The 19,294-nt window shown below is 58.6% G+C and carries 18 protein-coding genes; 12 read left to right on the top strand and 6 right to left on the bottom strand.

The genetic code is table 11. From position 1 onward, the window contains the following. Positions 1–131 precede the first annotated feature (131 nt). Positions 132–401, top strand: a complete 270-nt coding sequence (gene rpmA, locus RBT76_08140) for a 50S ribosomal protein L27 (protein MDX9857742.1) — start codon at positions 132–134, stop codon at positions 399–401. Positions 402–487: 86 nt separating this feature from the next. Here rpmA and RBT76_08135 read toward each other — a convergent pair whose 3' ends face one another. Continuing rightward, on the bottom strand, positions 488–1,582 hold the full coding sequence (locus RBT76_08135; protein ID MDX9857741.1) for a hypothetical protein: 1,095 nt from the start codon (positions 1,580–1,582) through the stop codon (positions 488–490). A 179-nt stretch (positions 1,583–1,761) separates the two neighbouring features. Beyond that, complete coding sequence (locus RBT76_08130; protein MDX9857740.1) at positions 1,762–2,937, bottom strand: hypothetical protein; 1,176 nt, start codon at positions 2,935–2,937, stop codon at positions 1,762–1,764. Positions 2,938–3,103: 166 nt separating this feature from the next. Here RBT76_08130 and RBT76_08125 point away from each other — a divergent pair, with 166 nt between their 5' ends. The 6 genes from RBT76_08125 to RBT76_08100 all read left to right on the top strand — a co-directional run bounded on the left by RBT76_08125 (position 3,104) and on the right by RBT76_08100 (position 12,189). Continuing rightward, on the top strand, positions 3,104–4,408 hold the full coding sequence (locus RBT76_08125; GenBank protein MDX9857739.1) for a M48 family metallopeptidase: 1,305 nt from the start codon (positions 3,104–3,106) through the stop codon (positions 4,406–4,408). Between the two features lie 5 nt (positions 4,409–4,413). Continuing rightward, a complete protein-coding gene (locus RBT76_08120) occupies positions 4,414–6,711 on the top strand; it encodes a M1 family aminopeptidase (GenBank protein MDX9857738.1) in 2,298 nt (765 codons plus the stop codon). Between the two features lie 44 nt (positions 6,712–6,755). Next, on the top strand, positions 6,756–9,332 hold the full coding sequence (locus RBT76_08115) for a hypothetical protein (GenBank protein ID MDX9857737.1): 2,577 nt from the start codon (positions 6,756–6,758) through the stop codon (positions 9,330–9,332). 98 nt (positions 9,333–9,430) lie between these two features. Next, positions 9,431–10,822 (top strand): class II fumarate hydratase, encoded by a 1,392-nt coding sequence (gene fumC / locus RBT76_08110; protein ID MDX9857736.1) that lies wholly within the window; start codon positions 9,431–9,433, stop codon positions 10,820–10,822. A 284-nt stretch (positions 10,823–11,106) separates the two neighbouring features. Further along, entirely contained in the window at positions 11,107–11,553 is a 447-nt protein-coding gene (locus tag RBT76_08105) for an NUDIX domain-containing protein (protein ID MDX9857735.1), read from the top strand. A gap of 168 nt (positions 11,554–11,721) precedes the next feature. Further along, entirely contained in the window at positions 11,722–12,189 is a 468-nt protein-coding gene (locus RBT76_08100) for a methylglyoxal synthase (GenBank protein ID MDX9857734.1), read from the top strand. A 158-nt stretch (positions 12,190–12,347) separates the two neighbouring features. Here the strand turns inward: RBT76_08100 and RBT76_08095 are convergent, their stop codons facing one another. Further along, positions 12,348–12,560: a TOBE domain-containing protein gene (locus RBT76_08095; GenBank protein ID MDX9857733.1), complete on the bottom strand. Its 213-nt coding sequence runs from the start codon at positions 12,558–12,560 to the stop codon at positions 12,348–12,350. Between the two features lie 64 nt (positions 12,561–12,624). On the opposite strand from RBT76_08095, the gene RBT76_08090 reads away from it, so the two are divergent. The 4 genes from RBT76_08090 (at position 12,625) to RBT76_08075 (ending at position 16,031) form a co-directional block, all read left to right on the top strand. Continuing rightward, positions 12,625–13,017, top strand: a complete 393-nt coding sequence (locus tag RBT76_08090) for an NUDIX hydrolase (GenBank protein ID MDX9857732.1) — start codon at positions 12,625–12,627, stop codon at positions 13,015–13,017. A 45-nt stretch (positions 13,018–13,062) separates the two neighbouring features. Beyond that, positions 13,063–14,739 carry an NFACT RNA binding domain-containing protein gene (locus RBT76_08085; protein ID MDX9857731.1) on the top strand — a complete coding sequence of 559 codons (1,677 nt, stop codon included), beginning with the start codon at positions 13,063–13,065 and terminating at the stop codon, positions 14,737–14,739. Between the two features lie 233 nt (positions 14,740–14,972). Then, positions 14,973–15,563: a TetR/AcrR family transcriptional regulator gene (locus RBT76_08080; GenBank protein MDX9857730.1), complete on the top strand. Its 591-nt coding sequence runs from the start codon at positions 14,973–14,975 to the stop codon at positions 15,561–15,563. Positions 15,564–15,839: 276 nt separating this feature from the next. Beyond that, positions 15,840–16,031 carry a hypothetical protein gene (locus tag RBT76_08075; protein MDX9857729.1) on the top strand — a complete coding sequence of 64 codons (192 nt, stop codon included), beginning with the start codon at positions 15,840–15,842 and terminating at the stop codon, positions 16,029–16,031. A 138-nt stretch (positions 16,032–16,169) separates the two neighbouring features. On the opposite strand, the gene RBT76_08070 is transcribed toward RBT76_08075, so the two are convergent. The 3 genes from RBT76_08070 to ispG form a co-directional block, all read right to left on the bottom strand. Continuing rightward, positions 16,170–16,646, bottom strand: coding sequence for a hypothetical protein (locus RBT76_08070; GenBank protein ID MDX9857728.1), 477 nt, complete (start codon positions 16,644–16,646; stop codon positions 16,170–16,172). A 193-nt stretch (positions 16,647–16,839) separates the two neighbouring features. Continuing rightward, a complete protein-coding gene (locus tag RBT76_08065) occupies positions 16,840–17,448 on the bottom strand; it encodes a diheme cytochrome c-553 (GenBank protein MDX9857727.1) in 609 nt (202 codons plus the stop codon). Between the two features lie 298 nt (positions 17,449–17,746). Beyond that, entirely contained in the window at positions 17,747–18,838 is a 1,092-nt protein-coding gene (gene ispG / locus RBT76_08060; protein MDX9857726.1) for a flavodoxin-dependent (E)-4-hydroxy-3-methylbut-2-enyl-diphosphate synthase, read from the bottom strand. A gap of 60 nt (positions 18,839–18,898) precedes the next feature. Here ispG and RBT76_08055 point away from each other — a divergent pair, with 60 nt between their 5' ends. Beyond that, positions 18,899–19,288 carry a hypothetical protein gene (locus RBT76_08055; GenBank protein MDX9857725.1) on the top strand — a complete coding sequence of 130 codons (390 nt, stop codon included), beginning with the start codon at positions 18,899–18,901 and terminating at the stop codon, positions 19,286–19,288. The last annotated feature ends 6 nt before the right edge of the window (positions 19,289–19,294 follow it).

Below are 19,294 nucleotides of genomic sequence, written 5' to 3'. Positions count from 1 at the left end.
ATAACAGGCTATTAATTCCGCTTGCCAAAACGGACCCATCTGCTATATTAGCAGGCTCCGGGGCCGAGCTGTGTCTCGAACCGCCGGATTCGGATGCGACAAAAAAGAATAGTGGATAAAGGACCAGCGTCATGGCTCACAAAAAAGGTGTAGGATCGTCGAAAAACGGTCGTGACTCCAATTCCCAGCGGCGCGGCACGAAAGTCTACGGCGGACAGTTTGTCTCGGCCGGCTCGATTATCGTCCGCCAGCTCGGCACGCCGATCAAACCCGGCGTCAATGTCGGGCTCGGCACCGACTATACGCTGTTTGCCAAGGTCGACGGCTTTGTTACGTTCGAGCGGGTCGGCAAGAAGGGTAAACAGGTTTCGGTGTACGCACCCGAAGAAGGCAACGCGTAAGCGACGCTGACGATCCGAAAAGCACGAAGCCGCTCTCTGGAATCAGAGAGCGGCTTTTTGTATGCGTGAGTCTCCTCTTGAGGAACTCACTCGAAATGCCCCAATCTTTCTAACTCTCCGGTTGCCCAGGGATGAGACAGCCACCCCCAAATGAGGGTTATTGAGAACGCGTCTCCCGACAAATCGGTGCCACCGGCCGTCCCGAAATTTACCGGATTAAACCGCAGTGACAGCCCGAGGTACTTTGTTCGCGTTCTGTTGTAAGCGAATCGATAGGTCCAGCCAACATTGAGGTCAAGTACGTCGGCATAGGGACGACTGCTGTTGTCACCGCTTTCAGCATGGCCGAGCCAGCCGTAGCCTATACCCAGCAGCGGACCAAGTGAATGCCGGTCCGACCTCAGCAACTCGTATGAGCAGTCGAGGCCGCAGTATCCGCCGAAGAAACTCCTGCCGCTGTCTGGTCGGTCGTTGTCCATGATGACGAATTCCTCGCGGGCGCGGAGGAATCGGAGAACGAGCGTGGCGTCAAATCCAAATCGGCCGGCATACAGCCCGGCCCTGGCGCCCAGTTCGGCTTTTGGTCCGAGCACATCGGCCTCGTCCTGTGGAATCCACGCTCCCACGATAATACCCAGATGCGCACGGAAGTTGTACTGCTCGGTACAAAGCTCCGCTACCCTCGTATCGTAGGCGTCTTGCAGGCATGGCTCGGGGCAGTCTCGTGCTTTAAGGTGGCGGAGAATGAATGAATCGTCACCCGTGAAATGTCGCAACCAGTAATGAGCGACTGTGGTGCTGTCGGTCTCACGGAGCAGTTCCTTTGCGAGAGAATCCTCAAAGTCGGCGTACCTCTGAGACGGTGGACCGTTGTATCTCCTTTGAATCCAGTCAGAGGGAACATAGTAGATCCCGAAACACCCGTACCCCGGTACATCACCGATGAGGGAACAGACGGTAAGCCTGTCACACAGTGTGCCATCGAAATCACCGTGCGAGATGGCGATGAGCTCTCTCAGCGACGCAAACGTTCTGTAATCGCATTCGGATTCTATGAAACGGATAAGCTGCAAGACCGAGTCCGACTGGCCGCGTTGATACATGTCCGGTATGAGCAACATCGCGTTGAACACATACTCGTCGCACTTCTCCGTCGACCGCTCGGTCAGCAAAGCATGCATGCCGGTGGTGTCCTCCTGTGCCAACACGCCTGAGACAATTGCAAATGACAACAGGCATACAATTGAATGAATCGGAACTCCCCGCATAGGAACCCTCCCGGAGTTGAACATCAGATCAGTCGACCCAAGTATAAGACCCAGGTACCGGGATGGGTAGTGGAAATCTACCTCGCGCGAGATCAATCATAGTACTTCAACCGGTCCAGCCGACTCGAAGCCGCGTTGCTCAAACCACCGTAAACCAGCTCAAGCGACACGGTATTGCCCGACAAATCAGTCCCACCACCGGTTGCATAGTTCACCACATTGTAGCGCCCCTGCAAACCGACATAACGGGTTCGCGTGCGGTTGCAGGCCAGCCGATACTCGGCGCCGATATTCAGGTTCAGCGAGTTCACGCCGCCGGTGCTGGTGTCGTCGTCTTTCGATGACCCATGCCCGAACCCATCAAGCCCGATTCCCCCGATCAGGCTGACCGCATGAACCTCCGACCGAAATGCCTCATACGCCAGGTCAGCGCCTACATAGCCGCCGAAAAAACTCCGGCCGCGATCCTCTTTGTCGTCCTGACGCACCACGTACTCCCGTTTGGCCTCGAGAAAGCGAAATATCAACGTCCCTTCGGCCCCCCATCGATCTCCCCGCCAGCCGATCTTGAACCCGGCTTCGGCCTTGTTGCCGAGCGCACTCGCGGCCTGCTGAGGCATCCAGATACCGGCAAGCGCCGCCAGATGAATCCTCCCCCGATACCGCCGCTCCAGCCAGAAGGCGATCTCCCGGTCATACGCTTCCTGAAGGCAGGTGCCGGGGTATGCTCCCCGGTGGAGTCTCTCCCTGATGAATGCGTAGTCGTACGTCAAGTTCATGATGATAACATACGCGACGCTGCTAGAGTCCGTCTCCCGAATGAGCCGGGTAGTCAGGCTGTCGACCAGCCGCGAGTAGGCCGAGGTATCGATCATCGGAATCCGCTCACCCCATACCAGAAGTGTGAGCCAGTCGGGAGACCGATCGCCCCGACGGTAGTAGCCGTGAAGCACGTGATCGATCAGGGCCGAGTCGCACAGATCACTCTCGTATTCCCCCGATTCGATCCGAAGCAATGTCTTGAGTCGCCCGAATGAGCTCGTCTCGCATTCCTGTTCGACGAAGTCAATCACCAGCCAGATCGAGTCCAGCTTCCCATCGTCATACAATCGCGGAATCAAGTCATGGGCATTTCGGATATAGTTACGGCAGGTATCGGGGCGCGTCGGTGAAAGAAGCGCGCGGAGATCGGGCTGACTCTGAGCGGAAACACTGACGGCGGCAAGACACAGTAGCAGCAATACGACGCACGGTATCGCTGGTCGCATGGAAACCCTCCCGGGGAAAAAACCTGCTTCGGCTGTCCACCTGTTCTACCGCGAATCATTCGGATGGTTGCTCATTTTGTTGACTTGGACACGCCCGGCACCCTAGTTTCCTTTCAAATCCTGAGCATATCCGTACGTCTCCTCATGAGACAGGGAGAAACCCGATATGAAGACTCTATATGCCGTAATTTGGCTGGCGGCGGGACTCGTCCTGCTCTGTGCCGGTACGTTGGTCGCTCAAGCCCCTGGGTCTGAACCCGTACCGGTGGAATCCCCGGCCGACGAGATATCCGTTCCTGCGACCGAAACAAGTCAGCCGGACGAAGACGCGATCTACCCGCTCTCCCCCGAACGCAAAGAGCTGCTGATCGCCTACTCCCAGTTCAACAATCTCTGGCGGTTTGTCTCTTTCGGGATCGGAATCCTCACGCTCGCTATTCTGCTGTTCACCGGGCTCTCGGCGAAGTTCCGGTCCTGGGCCTTCGCCGCCCGAAAACGTTTCTTCGTCATCTGGCTCTTTTTCATCATGATAATGGTCGCCGACTACATCCTCGGCTTCCCCGCCAACTACTACCGCAATTTTATGGTTGAGCATGATTTCGGTTTCTCCAACCAGACCTTGCAGCAATGGCTGACCGATGACCTTCTGAATCTGGCAATCGTGCTGGTCCTTGGCAGCATCCCGGCCTGGTTTTTCTACTGGCTGGTCGGTTACATGAAACGGTGGTGGCTGGCGTTTACGCTTGGCGCCATTCCATTTGTCGTGGTCGTGGTCGTGATCTCCCCGGTGTTCATCAGCCCGATCTTCAATGAGTTCACGCCCCTGAAAGATAAACAGCTCGAGTCCGAAATTCTGGCGCTGGCCGACAAAGCCGGTATCCACGGCTCCGACGTGTTTGAAGTCGATGCGTCCCGGCAATCGTCGAAAGTCAACGCGTACGTCACCGGGTTGTTCAACACCAAGCGGATTGTGCTGTACGACACGCTGATCAAACACTTTTCGCTCGACGAGATCCGGTTCGTCATGGGCCATGAGATGGGACACTACGTCATGAACCACATCTGGTGGGGGTTGGGCGTCCTGATCGTGTTTATGCTCTTTGCGCTCTGGCTGATGGACCTGTTGATTCATCCGGTGATCAGGATGTTTCAGGGTGCGTTCAAATTCGACAAGCTCGAGGATATCGCCTCGCTGCCCCTGGTGCTGATATTCGTTTCCATCATCACCTTTGTCTTCCAGCCGGTTACCAATTCGGTCTCGCGGTACATGGAACACCAGTCCGACATTTACGGCATGGATATCACGGGCGTGTCGGGCGAGGATGCCGCGCGTGCGTTCGACAAACTGTCGGTTTTCAATCTGTCCGACCCGAATCCGCCGGCCATCATCGAATTCTGGTTCTACTCGCACCCGGCGCTGAGCAAGCGTATGGCATTCGTGCAATCCTACGATTCACCGCCCGGTCCGTAAGCACCATGCGCTGGCTTCGATTGACAGCCCTGATCCCGGCTTTCTGCGCGGTCGCCGCCGCGAAACCGCCGGCCGACAGCTCCGTGTGGACCGAGGCGCTCCGGCAGATGCAGCAAGCCCGCCTGGACACGGTCGCGCTCGAGATCGACAGCCGAACCATAGTCCACCACAGCTATACGTTCCATATCGACTCCGGGACCCTGTACCCGGCCCGCCCGGTGCCCACCGAATCCGGACCCGTCCGCTGGGCGTACTATTTCCGAGGGCGGGCACGTTTCCGGTTCGTGCCGCCGGTCTCGATCGAGCGTGACCAGCTTCGGCGATTCTACGATGTCGACTCGCTCGACGAGGCGGTCGGCGAGGCCTTGTTTCTGTGCGACGACTCGATTCGCAGTCTTCTCGAAGACGATGGACTCCCGGTTCAGATGCGCCCGGAGAAGTCGGTCCGCGAGGCGTTTGATGAATTCCTGGAGCCGCTGGTGCAAAACGAAAATCACGCTTTCACCTTCTCTGCGCTTCGCTCGATTGTCCACCCGCGATCCGAGCCGTTCCTGCTGTCCATTGTCCGGATCAAGCGGCGCGGTCTCACGGCATACATGTACGACCCGTACCGTCGGGAACCGGTCAGCCTCTATCGCGACCACGACATCCCCGGCGAGCGGTTTATGGAGCTCGTCTGCAGTTATGTCAGCGATATCGATGAAACCTACGCGACCATAAACGGCGCGTCGACCGACCAGCTGCTGGTACACCACATCGATATCGACGCAACAATCAGCGGCGGGGGAGAATATCGCGGCCGCGCGACTGTCGCCTGCACCGTGCGTGACAGCACGGTGCAATTCGTTCCGATGGCGCTGCATGAGAAACTCAAGGTAGACAGTATCCGCAACGAATACGGCTTGCCCGTGCCCTTCATGCGGTACACCAGCGACTCGCACAAGTCCGAAGCTCTCTTCGTTCTGCTGCCCGACGTCCGGCACGCCGGAGACTCAATCAGCCTGTCGTTATTCTACCACGGCGATATCGCGAAGCGCGAGGTCGGTGAATTCAAAGTCGAAGCGGGCGCATCGTGGTATCCCCGTTACGGTCTCGATCAGCGGCACACGTACAGCCTGAAGTTTCGGACGCCCCGCGATGTTACACTCATCGCCTCGGCCGAGCTGCTCGATTCCGCGACAACCGGCGACACCCTGTACACACGCTGGACGGTCGATCGGCCCGCGCGTAACATCTCCTTCAATGTCGGCTGGTTCACGCGGTACGATTTTACCGATTCGGGATTGCCGCCGGTTGCGCTCTACTACAACGAGTGGCTCCACCAGTACATCCTCAAGGGGTCGGGCCGCAACGTATATAAAGACGTTGGGTCAGATGTTGTCGGGGCCGTGCGGCTCTTCTCGAAGCTGTTCGGTGCGTTTCCCTTCGAGCAACTTGTAATCGGGGAAATCATCTATCCCCACGGCGAGTCGTTTCCCGGATTCATCCATATGGGCGCCAATACGTTCGTCAGCACCGATCACTGGGGCGAAGACCACCTGTTCCGCTCACACGAGGTCGCCCACCAGTGGTGGGGCAGCTCGCTTGATTACCAAACGTATCACGACCAGTGGCTCTCCGAAGGATTCGCCACGTATGCATCGCTATTGTATTTGCAACAGGAGAAAGGCGACGAGCGTTATTATGATAAACTCGGTGAATATGCGGACGAGGTGATTTCGGCCCGGAAATACCTCTTTTTCGATGGTGCTGAGTCGGGTCCGATTATTCTCGGCCGGCGCACCGCATCGACCAGGACCGAAGGCGACTATGATCTGATCATCTATAAAAAAGGCGCGCTCGTGCTGCACATGCTTCGCACCTGCCTGACCGATTGGACCACCCGCGACGACAGCCGGTTTTTCTCGATGTTGGCCGACTTCTACGGCACGTACGCGGGTCGGGCGGTGTCGACCACCGACTTTCGCCGTATGGTCGAAAAACACACGCGGACCGACATGGGTTGGTTCTTCGATCAATGGGTGTATCATAACGAGTTGCCCGAATACCGGTTCGCTTACGATATTGTAGCAGATACGGTGTCCGGCGGGTGGCAGGCGAATTGCAGGGTCACCCGCGACGGCGGCTCGGAGTCGTTTTGCATGCTGATGCCGTTTGAAATTGAGTACGCGGATCGAAGTAAAGACTACGCGGCGAAATGGGTGGACGAGCGGAGTTCTCCGTTTTCGCTCTATGTCAAAAAACCGGTCAGAAAAATCAAGATGAACCCGTTTGCTGCGGTGCTGGCCCGCGTGAAACAGTGACGTGACCCGTAGCGTGCGGTTCTGAGACGGATACGATGAGGTTGATGATGAAACGATTGGTGATAGCGACGGCCGTCGCGGTGACGGTGGGTGCCGGTCTCGGTACTCAGGTTCTTGGAGCGACAGCCGATGAACTGGCGGCGGTGTACCGGGTCATGGAAACTCTTCCGTCCGCACCATCCGAAGTCTACGAGTTGTCGGATTACGCCCTCGAGCGTCAGGATTTCGCTCTGCGAATCGCATCGGGGCGGATGTACTTCTTCGAACCGGTGACGATCGACGGCCAATCCCGATTCTGGGGCGCGCTCTTCGTGGGCGACGCCCTGTTCCAGTTTGCGCCGCCGCTGCCAATCGAACAAAACCAGCTTCAGTTGTTCTTCAAGTCCGACTCACTGAACCGACCGACACGATACGCGCTGCTGTTGTTCAACGACTCCATTGCCGGCTGGATCAGGCAGGCCGGGACGGCGCTGCCGGATAACCCGCCGTGGGACAAAGAGGCCAACGGGAAACTAAAGGAACTTCACGCGCACCTCGTCCGCAACGAAGCCCGGATGTATCTGTTCGAGACGCTTCGCAACCTCGCCTTTCCACAGCGACGTCCGTTTCTGCTGGTCGACGCCGACCTGGACGACGCAACCCACGTATTCTATCGCTTTAATCCCGCCGACCGCGAGGAAGTGGCGCTGCTGAAAGACTACAAGCAGTTTTTCGTCTCGTTTTTCATGGAAGAAGTGTGCAGTTACTCCGTGTACGCCGATCGAACGCACCGTCGCATCAACGGTATTAACCGGGAGCGAATCAGGCCCACCCACTACGTTATCGAGAGCGTCGTCGATCAGGGTGGCGGCATGCGATGCCGGGCGGACATGCGCTACGAAACCCTGCTGAGCGAAACCCAGATGCTGCAGCTGGACCTCAACGAGGAGGCCATTGTCGATTCGATAGTTGACGGCGACGGCCGTTCGCTGCCGTTTTTGCGCTACACGGACTGGGGCAATAAAACCGACTCGTTGTACCTTTTTCTCGACCGGCCGATGAATCAGGAAGAGAGCGGAGCGCTGACCTTCTATTACGGCGGCAAGATCGTTGAGCGGCGCGAAGGTATCATGAACGTGGAAGCCGGCGACAACTGGTACCCGCGTCACGGTCTGATGCAGCGTGCGACGTTTGACATGCGCTTTACGACCCCCTCGGTGTTTGCGTTTATCGCTTCCGGCGAAAAGACCGAGGATCGGACGGCCAACGACCAGCGCATCACCCGCTGGGTGGTTCGCGATCCGGTCCCCGCCGTTTCGTTTACGATCGGGGAATTCGAGAAATACGACTATGCCACCGATGTCGCTCCGATCGAGCTGTATATCAGCGAGACGCTCAAGCGCGATGTCTCGCGTAACCTCCCCGACAACAAAAGACTGGGCGGGCGCCAGATGCGTCAGCGCGTCGCCGAAGATGTCAGCGGGGCGTTGAAGCTGTTCACACATTATTTCGGACCCTACCGACTGCCCAAACTGATTGTTTCCGAGACGCTCGTTCCGTTCGGCGAGAGCCATCCCGGTATCGTCCACCTGAACTGGGACGCGGTACACCTCGCCGACCAGTGGGGGGAACAGCGCCTGCGCCGCTCCAACCTGGTCGCGCGGCAGTGGTGGGGCGACGGCGTGCTGATCGACGGCTACCGCGATCGCTGGCTCAGCGAGAGTTTCGCCGTCTATTCCTCGCTGCTGTACCTGCAGGCTGCCGAAGGAAACGACCGTTTCTTCTGGTGGCTTCGCGAGTACCGCAAAGACATCGAGGCCATGAGCAAGTTCGTGGGAAGTGATCCCGCCCGCTCCGTCCCGATCGCTCTCGGGCGGCGCGTTGCATCGACCGAAACCGACTACAATATGAAGGCAGTCGAGCCGCTGGCCGAAGCCGGTATCGCCAGTGTCTACACGCTGCAGGAACACCGCTCGAATGTCGAGGTCGAGGAGTTTACCACGACTCTGGGCGGAGGTGACGACAACCCCGACAACGATCAGGCGGGAGTGGTGCGGTTCCGCCGCTCGCCGGCCGAAATCCTCGGCGGGCAGGACCTCGCGACCGCCGCCGGCCGGGAAGCGCTCATCGACACGACCATCTCGCTGCAGGAGCTGAGCATTTACCGCAAAGGGGCCTATGTGCTCCACATGCTTCGCAACATGCTGATGGATCTGCAGACACTCGATGACAGCCGGTTCTTTGCCATGCTGAAAGAATGGCACGAGATCTTCTACGGCAAACGCGCCACCACCGATGACTTCAGGCAAATCGCCGAGAAATACTGCAGCATGGATCTGGGCTGGTTCTTCGACCAGTGGGTCTACGGGTCCAGCATCCCCACGTACAAATTCTCGTATACGGTTACGGACGGCGACGACGGTACGTACCAGGCTGTCTGCGACATCACCCAGTCCGGCGTCGGGGAGGGCTTCCAGATGTTCGTGCCGGTGGAGATTGAGTTCAAAGGGGGCGGCAAAGCATACCTCCGGCTGTTGGTAGACCGCCCGCAGCAGACCATCACACTGCCGCCGCTGGCCAAACAGCCGAATCGGATCACCCTGAATCCGTTCGAATCGGTCCTGGCGCGGGTGGAGCAGTAACCGGCCTTTTTGCCCCGCAATCTGACTTGCCCGGCCGTCGCTTTCCCGTATATTGGGCGGGTTGTTATGTGAATTCTGTGACAAAGCAGGAGAGCGCGATGGATTTCCGGACAGAAACCGATTCGATGGGCGAGATACAGGTTCCGGCCGACCGGTACTACGGAGCTCAGACCGCCCGGTCCCTCAAGAACTTCCGCATTGGCGGCGAACGCATGCCCCGCGAATTGATCCGCGCGATGGGCATACTCAAAAAGGCCGCCGCGCTGGTCAATATGGAACTCGGCACCCTGCCCAAAGAGAAGGGTGATCTGATCGTCCGCGCCGCCGACGAAGTTATCGATGGCAAGCTCGACGACCATTTCCCGCTGGTCGTCTGGCAGACCGGATCCGGCACCCAGACCAACATGAACACCAACGAGGTGATATCCAATCGGGCAATCGAAATGGCCGGCGGTGAGATGGGCTCCAAGAAGCCGGTCCATCCCAACGACGATGTCAACAAGGCGCAGTCCTCGAACGACACCTTCCCGACCGCGATGCATATCGCCGCGGTAGAAGAGATTCATCGCAGGCTTATCCCCATGGTGACCCGGCTCCGCGACACCCTTCACAAGAAGTCGGTGGAGTTCAAGGACATCATCAAGATCGGACGTACGCATCTGATGGATGCCACGCCGCTGACACTCGGGCAGGAGTTCTCCGGATACACGCAGCAGTTGACCAACGGACTGGCCCGGATCGACGACTGCCTCAAACGGCTTTATCCGCTGGCGCTGGGCGGCACCGCGGTCGGCACCGGCCTCAACACTCATCCGGAGTTCGCGGAACGATCCGCCAAAACGATCGCGCGTTTGACCGGCAAACCCTTTGTCACGGCGCCGAACAAGTTCGAAGCGCTGGCGTCACACGACGCGATTGTCGAAGCGTCCGGCGTCATGAAGACCATTGCATGTTCGCTGATGAAAATCGCGAACGATATTCGCATGCTGGGCTCGGGTCCCCGCTGTGGAATCGGCGAACTTCTTCTGCCTGCCAACGAGCCGGGCAGCTCCATTATGCCGGGCAAAGTCAACCCCACGCAGTGCGAGGCGATGACGATGGTTGCGGCGCAGGTGATCGGCAACGACGTAGCGGTTAATATGGGCGGCGCCACCGGGCATTTCGAACTGAACGTGTTCAAGCCCGTCATGATCTATAATCTGCTCCAGTCGATTCGCCTGATTGCCGACACGTGCGAGATGTTCGACGAAAACTGTGCGGTCGGTATCGAAGCGAACAAGACCAACATCCACAAGAACCTGCACGGCTCGCTCATGCTGGTCACGGCGCTCAACCCGCATATCGGGTACGACAACGCGGCCAAGGTCGCCAAGAAAGCGTATTCCGATGGCTCCACACTTAAAGAAGCGGCCGTCGCGCTGGGTCTGCTGACGGCGGACGAGTTCGACCAGAAAGTCCGGCCGGAGAACATGATTGGACCGAAAAAGTAGCGCGACGCTACCGACGCCGACAGTCATGTCATCGCAAACCCCGCCCGTTCCGGCGGGGTTTTTTCACTCGCCTTACCGGTGTACAAAGCATGTCGGTTTTCGGAAATGGACCTCGGCTCGGACGCAAAAGCACGGGCGGGATGACCGTCGACAACCTCCGGATGAACGTCGGCGACTCTACCATTCTCCGGAAGCTAACCGACATGACAATGGCGCGGTCCGCCTGCACGTACGCCGCCCACCGACTACTTGCACCTATACACCTTAGTTAATACATTTCTCTCATGCGCCTCCCCATCCAAATCGCCGTCTATGTCGTCCGACCGCACGGCGATACCTGCCAATACCTCATGCTCCACCGCGTCCTGAAGCGCCTTTCTTTCTGGCAAGGCGTGACGGGCGGCGTTGAATCGGGGGAGACGATCGAACAGACTGCTGCCCGTGAACTTGCCGAAGAGACCGGATTGCCTGCCGACACGCTCCGACCCATCGGCTACACCTACACGTTTCCGGTCGACGAATTCTTCAAAGACATGTACGACCAACCGGTCGAGACCATCACCCAGCATGTCTTCGTAGCGACCGCACCGTCCGACTTCGAGCCTGCACTCGATCCGAAAGAACATGACGACTACCGATGGTGCCTGTTCGGTGAAGCGCTCGCCTTGCTGTACTGGTGGGATGACAAGGAGTCGATCAAGCGGGTGGAGGCATTTCTGCGCGGGGAGTGAGATGGTGTCCGGGGTCCGCCCCCACGGTTCGTCCACCCTTGGCGGACTCCGCGTTCTGCAGGCCCGCCCCCGGTGACGACATCCTGCGATACGTCTTTATTCTCGCCCGACGCCCCTTTGCCGTTGTATCGTGAAGTTCAAAGACATCAACCTCCCGGAGTTTGAACAATGGCCGATCTGAAAATGCACACGCCCTCGCGCAAGCGCATCGCGCTCGTGGCGCACGATCACAAAAAGCGCGACCTGCTCGACTGGGTTCATACCAACAAGCCCCTCCTCAAGGGCCACACCCTGTTCGCCACGGGGACGACCGGCGCCCTCCTCAAACACGAAACCGGGCTCGACATCACGACCTTCAACTCCGGCCCGCTCGGCGGCGATCAGCAGCTCGGCGCGAAGATCGTTGAAGGGGAAATCGACACCCTGATCTTCTTCTGGGACCCGCTCGAAGCACTCCCGCATGATCCCGACGTGCGCGCGCTCCTGCGCGTTGCCGTCATCTGGAATATCCCGCTGGCATGCAACCGCATCACGGCCGATTTTTTGATCGCATCGCCGATTATGACCGAAAAGTATGAACGAACGATCCCGGACTACGAGGATTATCGAAAATCGCGAGCTGAGCGGAAGTTCTGAAAGGGAACCGAAAATCGGCCCATTAATGAGAAAGCGGGCGGGGCATCCTGCCCCGCCCGGCAATCCGACTATGCGACGCGGACCCATCCCTCAGGCCTCACGAACGCACACTCCTTAAACGTCAAAACCCGGCTGCGGGTTTCCCTCTTTCAGGCCGACTATCCCTCTTTTACCGGGAGAACATGGATTGCCTTGACGACGAGCATCACCTTGTCTCCCTTCTTGAGCTTGAGGTCGTTGACCGACTCGACCGTCAGTACCGAGGCCATGTCATGCGGCGCGTCGACCCGGAACTTGGCCAGCGCCATAATGTCACCTTTTTTTACCGACGTGACGGTCGCTTCAATCTTGTTTCGTGCACCGTGTTTCATAAGTTGCCTCCGTGCGATGATAATGGTACCAGCTCCAAATAACACCGTTCGGAAGGATTCGCCAGTGAAATCACCCGCCCTCACCGTCGGCGCGGTTATCTTATACCCCGATGGCGATATCGTGCTGATCAAGCGCGGTCATGCCCCGTTTGCCGGGTCTTGGGCCCTGCCCGGCGGATTCGTCGAAATAGGCGAGACCGTCGAACAAGCCATCGTCCGGGAAGCCCGCGAAGAAACGGGACTGGATATCCGCCTCGAGCGTCTGATCGGCGTGTACTCCGACCCCGCGCGTGATCCTCGCGGCCATACGGTTTCGGTTGTCTTTCTCGCGGCGCCGGTCGGCGGGTCGCTTCGCGCCGACTCCGATGCCGCCGATACCCTGAAAACATCGGACTGGCGATCGCTTTCGCTGGCGTTCGATCATGCAACAATCCTGACCGACACGTTCGATCGATAGCATCGCCTGCTTGAGTCCGATGGCCCCCGCACGTATATTCGCCCTATGCAAACGGCACTCCACATCCTGTCTCTCGTCGGCGAACTGAGCCGCGAAATTGTCGGCGGAAAGATCGTCGCAACGGAGTTCTTCAAAAAAGAACGCGCGGCTTTCTTCGTCGTGAAAAAGGATAAAACCGTTCAGACACTCGCGTTCGTATTTCATCCGGCAGGGTCCGGAGTCGTGTTGGCGCCGGCGCGGAAAGTCCGCCCGGATACCAAAGAGAAACCGTGGCCGATATTCGGACTCGACGGTTCGCTGGTCTCCGGCGTTGAGTTCCCAGCGCTCGACCGCATCTTCTACCTGTCACTCCTGCGTCCCGACAAATCCACGGTCCGGCTCGCCTTTGAAGCTATCGGACCCAACGGCAACGTCTGGCTGCTCGACGAATCACACGGCCTTCGGGGAACCCTGCGCAACCGCGAATACAGTGACGGCTCCCGCTATGAGCCGTCACCCCTTCCGGCGCATCGGCTCAATCCGCTCCAGATGACCGATGATAATCTCGCAACCCTTCTCCGCACCGTCACCGGAGCCGGTCTTCTTGCCATCGTGGATAAGCACATTCTGGGGTTTAATCGGACGATGGCTCTCGAGGCCGTTCGCCGGGCCGACCTGGACTTTGCCGAGCCGGCCGACCTGCGCGCGGAAGATATCAGCGCCCTGCGTGCGATCCTCGCCGAGATGGCCGGTCGTTTTGTCGCGGCGGATACCGGCTATCTGTACCAGATTCGCGGTGGACTGGAGGCCTATCCTTTCAAGCTGAAATCGCGCGAGGAACAACCCGAGAAGTTCAAGACTCTCTCACTCGCGGTGCTCGAAGTAATCCAGCGTCGACAGGTGAGCAGGGAGGAGGAAACCGAACAGCAGTCGGTCCTGCAGGCGGTCGGACGTGCGGTCAAGCGGCTCGAGAAACGCCTGACGAATATTGAAACCGATATTGCACAGGCCGCCGATTATGAAACGTTCAAAAAACTCGGCGAACTGCTCACCATCAACCGTCACCTGCTGCAAAAAGGCATGACGTCCATCACGGTGAACGACGTGTACGACGACCACACCGAGTCGATCACGATCAGTCTCGACCCGGCCCTTCCCCCTCAGGAGAACGTGGAATCGTATTTCCGCAAGTATCGCAAGGGCAGGGAAGGCCTCGATTTGCTGGTGAGGAGACGAGAGATTACTCGATCTGAACTCGACGAGTTGAACCGGATGCTGGCGGAACTGGAAGGCTCGTACGAGGCGGCCGCCCCTAAATACCGCGCGGAGATAGCGTCGCTGATGCCGAAGGAGGCCGCCAAAAGAGAGAGTGTGGCCCGCCTGCCGTATCGCGAGCACACCCTGTCCACCGGGCTGACGATATATATCGGTCGTGACGGCGCCGACAACGACCGCACGACGTTCGAATTCGCCCGCCCCTACGAATACTGGTTCCACACGCAGCAATGCCCGGGGTCACACGTCGTCATGAAGTTTCCCAACAAGTCCTTCGAACCGTCGAAACGCGAGATCGAGGAAACGGCGGCTATCGCCGCGTGGCACTCCAAAGCCCGCAATGACTCCCTCGTGCCGGTGATTTACACGCAGCGCAAGTATGTCCGCAAACCCCGCAAAGCTAAGCCGGGACTGGTTACCGTCGAACGGGAAACCTCGGTGATGGTCGAGCCACGCCCCGCCGAGTAAATCGCGCCGCCTTCGCTCCGCCCCAATTTCGTGATATTTTTCACATAATGCGCGGCGTTATCGGCCATCGGCAACGCATCGAGACCATGCGAGGATTTCTTATATTGTTGCGTATAAATTAGTTATAGAATCACAGTGGTCGATTTGCAGCCCCGAGAATAGATAAATCGGACGATTTTCGTTGACAGGTTGACGATATCTGGTTTAGTTAGTCCTAACTTACAAGGACTGCTATGTCGACTATCGACCGAAAAGCGCAACTTGTCGCGGAAGCGACCCGACTGTTCAGCCGGCGGGGATTCGACGAAGTGACGGTTAAAGAACTTGCCCGCGTCTGTGGCATCACCGAACCGGCGGTGTATCGGCATTTTGTATCCAAAGACGCCATCTACGACGCGGTGCTGGATTCGCTCGAGGAGCGGATGGATTGCGGTCCGCTGTTCGCGCGACTGGAATCGGAGAATGACGTCGAAGTGCTCTTGCACGCGGTCGCGACGCACGTCATCACGTTCTTCACCCGCCACGATGATATGCACCGCCTGTTGCTGTTTTCGGCCCTGAAGGAGCACACCAAGGCGCGGAAGGTCTACGACGTCATCCGCGGCACATACGTGCGATTCCTCGCGGCGCAACTCGACCGTCTGTATCGGGCAGGGGCGATCGTGGAAAAGAACAACGAAATCACGGCCCGCTGTTATATCGGGATGGTGTTCGACTGCGCACTGGGCCGGACGCTCTGGCGGGGGATGCAAGGCAAGTTGTTCGGGCCCGAAGAGGTGGTCGCAAACAACGTCCCGATTTACGCACGCGGCCTCCGCAAGTAGACTCCTCTGCAGTACCGCAAGGGAGCTGGAGCACACCCCCTGAGAGGATCGCATGGTCGGGTTTGACCGTGCTGGCCGGGTACGAGCGTATCAACCGGTACAGCTACCCTCGCGCGGCCCGTTCGAAGCGCGCCGACGCGAAATACTCGGTCGCGACCTGTGCAATTCGCCGGCTCCGTTCACGTTTTTTTACGAGCGGGAGGCACTCCGGTATCAGCCGATCACGACTGCGCTGACCGACGAACACGAAACAGGCAGGACTTCACGTTTGAAGAGATGAACGGGTACTCCGATTCCGACTACACCCTCATGCGGCTGACATTCGGCGGCGAATTCACCCTCGCCCCGAATGTGGTCTGGACCGCCGACCTCGACTACGCGGACCTCACCGACAACCAGCCCTGGGTCTACGCCGAAGGGACCGGTTCGATGATCATCGTTTGGTCAGGTGTACGGTTCAACTTCTAAGCACGACTCTGTTTAGCCGACAGAAAAGCCGCCTGGTTTGCCGGGCGGCTTCTTCTGTCGCATTTGTTGGCGATCTCTCACGGCCTATGCAGGGCTGCGCTGTTGTCTCACGGGTATACGACCGGTCGTTCAGCCCGATCACCCTGCGTCCGGCGTGAGCGGCGGTGGTACGAAATCCTGGCGGATTTCCGGATGACGAATCTCTCCGCCGAGGTTGGCCGTGTATGCCATCCACCCGGCCGCGGCGATTGAGGCCAGCAGAATGATCACCGCGGCGGTGATACGAAGACGGTTCATGAACCGAAACACCCAGAGCCCCGCACCAGCAAGCACGCCGACTGCAATCATAACCACCAGCGCCTTTTCTCCCGCCTCCTCGTGCGCATGGATGTACTTCTCGTCGATCCCCGGCAGGCGTTCGATAAGGTCCTCGGCCCCATCTCCGCTGACGAAGGCGGGGACGGTCGTGACCGCGGCGACGATAAACACCACAAAAGCCGACCGGATCAGCGTGTCCTTTCGTGCCAGCAGGCCCACCAGCAGAAAACCGCAGCCGAACAAAGTCGCGATGACCGGTACATGATTAAAGATCAAATGAAGATGCGCCGCGTTCATGATTCGACTCCTTGAAAGACGGGTGCGTGCTGAGCACAGTTAGTCTGGTTGGCCGCTCGATGTCAAGGATCAATCCCAGCCCTTCCGCGCGCTCGCCCGGGGGACGATGTATTACACAAAAACCCGCGACCGCCCGTTAAGGGCCGCCGCGGGTCATGTGTGATTCATCTCCCGTCGCTGACAGGTAATATCGTTACTGAGCGGTCACCGGGGGGACCGGCTGCGGTACCATGTTGTCGATAGCCGGCAGCGACTTCATATATGCGAAAATCGCCTTCAGGTCCTCTTCCGGCATGTTCGACAAATTCTGCCACGGCATCGGCGGCAGAATCGGCCGACCGGCGCCGAGATGCTTCCCGGTTCTCATGGCCTTGATGAATGACTCCTCCGTCCAGGCGCCTGAACCGGTCACCTGATGAGGCGTCAGGTTGGCCGCATAGGAGATCCCCCACGGCCCGGCCCACGCCGTTATATTGAGATTGGTCCGCACCATCCAGCCGTGCGGATCAAACGGCTCCGGCGTAAGCGGCGGCATCGTTTCGCTGGCCGGATGCCCCGACAACAGACGTGTCGGATCCGGCTGCGGGACGCCGTCAACCATCACCTTCGGCGAATGGCAGTCATGGCAGCCGCCCACGGTCACCAGGTACTCGCCGCGTTTCACCGGATCGGACTGCGCGGTCTTGGCCTCGCCTGTCGTGCTGCACGCAGCCACGAACGCAAGCACCGCCAGCGCTCCGGCGCACAACAGCACCGCAAAAAATCGACCTTCATGAATCCGACACAACAAACCGTGTTGCATGAATGGACTCCGCGTAAGAACTATGGGTTTTTGGATTGTGCGTCGGCTCCGGCCGCCGCCGTCCGACGCGTGCTCTACACAAAACAATCAACTCAACCGGGTACGCAATCTCCGGGGGAAGAGTTGCATTCCCGGCCCAAAAAATAGACGCAAATTATCCATAAAAAATACACGCGACGCCAGTCTAAAAATGAGGATTTTATATACCCTGTTTTACGATATTTGGCCGCCGGCCCCACCCATAAAAAAACGGCCGCGGTTGCTGCCGCGGCCGTGGCAATATCTGACAATTCGCCCGTCACCCCCGGGGAATCTTCTCTCCCGTCATCGATTCAATCTCGTCCAGAAGCCGACTCTCCAGCTCCGCTTCCTTGAATCGGGCTACCACCTCGCCCTTTTTGATAATCATCCCCTGACCCGCGCCCCCGGCAATCCCGACATCGGCCGCCTTCGCCTCCCCGGGACCGTTCACCGCGCAGCCCATAACTGCCACTTTCAGCGGTTTTTTGATATGACGCGTCTTGGCCGAGATGGACTCGGCCAGCGGGATCATGTCGATCTGGCACCTTCCGCACGTCGGGCAGGCAATCACCTCGACCCCGTCCGGACCAAGACCGCACGAAGTCAGAATCTGTTTGGCGACTCGCGGTTCGTGAATCGGGTCCGCCGCCAGCGACACACGAATCGTATCCCCGATACCGGTCATCAGGATCGCCCCGATCCCCACCGAAGACTTGATCGTACCCGTCTCGAGAATTCCCGACTCGGTTATCCCGATATGCAGGGGATAGTCGCACTCCCGGGCCAGCATGTGGTACGCCCAGAACGCCGTATGCGTATTGGTGGATTTCACCGAAATAACGATATTCTCGAAATTCATATCTTCGAGAATATGCACCTCGCGGAGCGCCGCCTCGACAAACCCGCGCGGATCGTCGTGACCGTGCCTGGCGAGCACATCCTCCGGCAGCGACCCCGAGTTGACGCCGATACGGATGGGAATCTCCCGCTCCTGGGCGGCTTTGGTGACTTCGCGTACCTTCCACTCCGCGCCGATATTCCCGGGATTGATCCGTATCTTGTCGAACCCGGACTCGATCGCCTTCAGCGCGAGCTTGTATTGGAAATGAATGTCCGCGACCAGCGGCCCCGTTATCCGCTCGCGGATCGCGGGCAGGCAGTCGGCAGCCTGGTGGTTGAGCACGGACAGCCGCACGATATCACAGCCCGCCTCAAACAGGTCGGTGACCTGCTTGACCGTGGCGTCCACGTTGCGCGTGTCCGTCGTGGTCATCGACTGGATCGCGATCGGAAAACCGCCGCCGATAATAACGTCGCCGATCTTGACCGCGCGGCTCTTGCGCCGTTGTATGGGATACGTCAGTTCCATGCAGTTTCCTTGACCGGGGTCAAACGAGCACGTAATTTATACCTGTAACGCAGAAAATCAATGGAAAGTTGGCCCCACATTATCTGGTTTAAACGAATTCTGCCCTTTGTCCTGATCGCTGCCGGGTGGTTTGGATGGCGCTTCTACGACCAACAACGCGAACGCGCGACTGCCCGGGCCGAACTCGACAACGCGCTGGTAACCGCCCAGCTATGGGTCGCCGCGACCAGGTACCGCCACGATCCCGCCCGGTACGAAACCTACCGCGACTCCCTGCTGTCCGCCCACGACCTGACCGATGACCAACTGACGCGCTTTCTTCGCCGGTACGAGAACTCCGACGATGACCCGTCGGCGTTTACCAAGCGGGTCAACACCTGTGTCGACTCGCTAATCGCACTGGAGCGGGGAGGGGTAGCCGCACACCCGGATACGTCCGGCTACGAGTAGACATCC

The organism is Candidatus Zixiibacteriota bacterium, assembly GCA_034003725.1.
Taxonomy (GTDB): Bacteria; Zixibacteria; MSB-5A5; order GN15; family FEB-12; genus WJMS01.
This window is presented reverse-complemented; position numbering and strand designations above follow the sequence as displayed.

What these genes read in the sequence shown, in the direction of transcription:
- rpmA (MDX9857742.1), top strand. Translation starts at nt 132, where the DNA reads ATGGCTCACAAAAAAGGTGTAGGATCGTCGAAAAACGGTCGTGACTCC.
- RBT76_08135 (MDX9857741.1), bottom strand. Translation starts at nt 1,582, where the DNA reads ATGCATGCTTTGCTGACCGAGCGGTCGACGGAGAAGTGCGACGAGTAT.
- RBT76_08130 (MDX9857740.1), bottom strand. Translation starts at nt 2,937, where the DNA reads ATGCGACCAGCGATACCGTGCGTCGTATTGCTGCTACTGTGTCTTGCC.
- RBT76_08125 (MDX9857739.1), top strand. Translation starts at nt 3,104, where the DNA reads ATGAAGACTCTATATGCCGTAATTTGGCTGGCGGCGGGACTCGTCCTG.
- RBT76_08120 (MDX9857738.1), top strand. Translation starts at nt 4,414, where the DNA reads ATGCGCTGGCTTCGATTGACAGCCCTGATCCCGGCTTTCTGCGCGGTC.
- RBT76_08115 (MDX9857737.1), top strand. Translation starts at nt 6,756, where the DNA reads ATGATGAAACGATTGGTGATAGCGACGGCCGTCGCGGTGACGGTGGGT.
- fumC (MDX9857736.1), top strand. Translation starts at nt 9,431, where the DNA reads ATGGATTTCCGGACAGAAACCGATTCGATGGGCGAGATACAGGTTCCG.
- RBT76_08105 (MDX9857735.1), top strand. Translation starts at nt 11,107, where the DNA reads ATGCGCCTCCCCATCCAAATCGCCGTCTATGTCGTCCGACCGCACGGC.
- RBT76_08100 (MDX9857734.1), top strand. Translation starts at nt 11,722, where the DNA reads ATGGCCGATCTGAAAATGCACACGCCCTCGCGCAAGCGCATCGCGCTC.
- RBT76_08095 (MDX9857733.1), bottom strand. Translation starts at nt 12,560, where the DNA reads ATGAAACACGGTGCACGAAACAAGATTGAAGCGACCGTCACGTCGGTA.
- RBT76_08085 (MDX9857731.1), top strand. Translation starts at nt 13,063, where the DNA reads ATGCAAACGGCACTCCACATCCTGTCTCTCGTCGGCGAACTGAGCCGC.
- RBT76_08080 (MDX9857730.1), top strand. Translation starts at nt 14,973, where the DNA reads ATGTCGACTATCGACCGAAAAGCGCAACTTGTCGCGGAAGCGACCCGA.
- RBT76_08075 (MDX9857729.1), top strand. Translation starts at nt 15,840, where the DNA reads ATGAACGGGTACTCCGATTCCGACTACACCCTCATGCGGCTGACATTC.
- RBT76_08070 (MDX9857728.1), bottom strand. Translation starts at nt 16,646, where the DNA reads ATGAACGCGGCGCATCTTCATTTGATCTTTAATCATGTACCGGTCATC.
- RBT76_08065 (MDX9857727.1), bottom strand. Translation starts at nt 17,448, where the DNA reads ATGCAACACGGTTTGTTGTGTCGGATTCATGAAGGTCGATTTTTTGCG.
- ispG (MDX9857726.1), bottom strand. Translation starts at nt 18,838, where the DNA reads ATGGAACTGACGTATCCCATACAACGGCGCAAGAGCCGCGCGGTCAAG.
- RBT76_08055 (MDX9857725.1), top strand. Translation starts at nt 18,899, where the DNA reads ATGGAAAGTTGGCCCCACATTATCTGGTTTAAACGAATTCTGCCCTTT.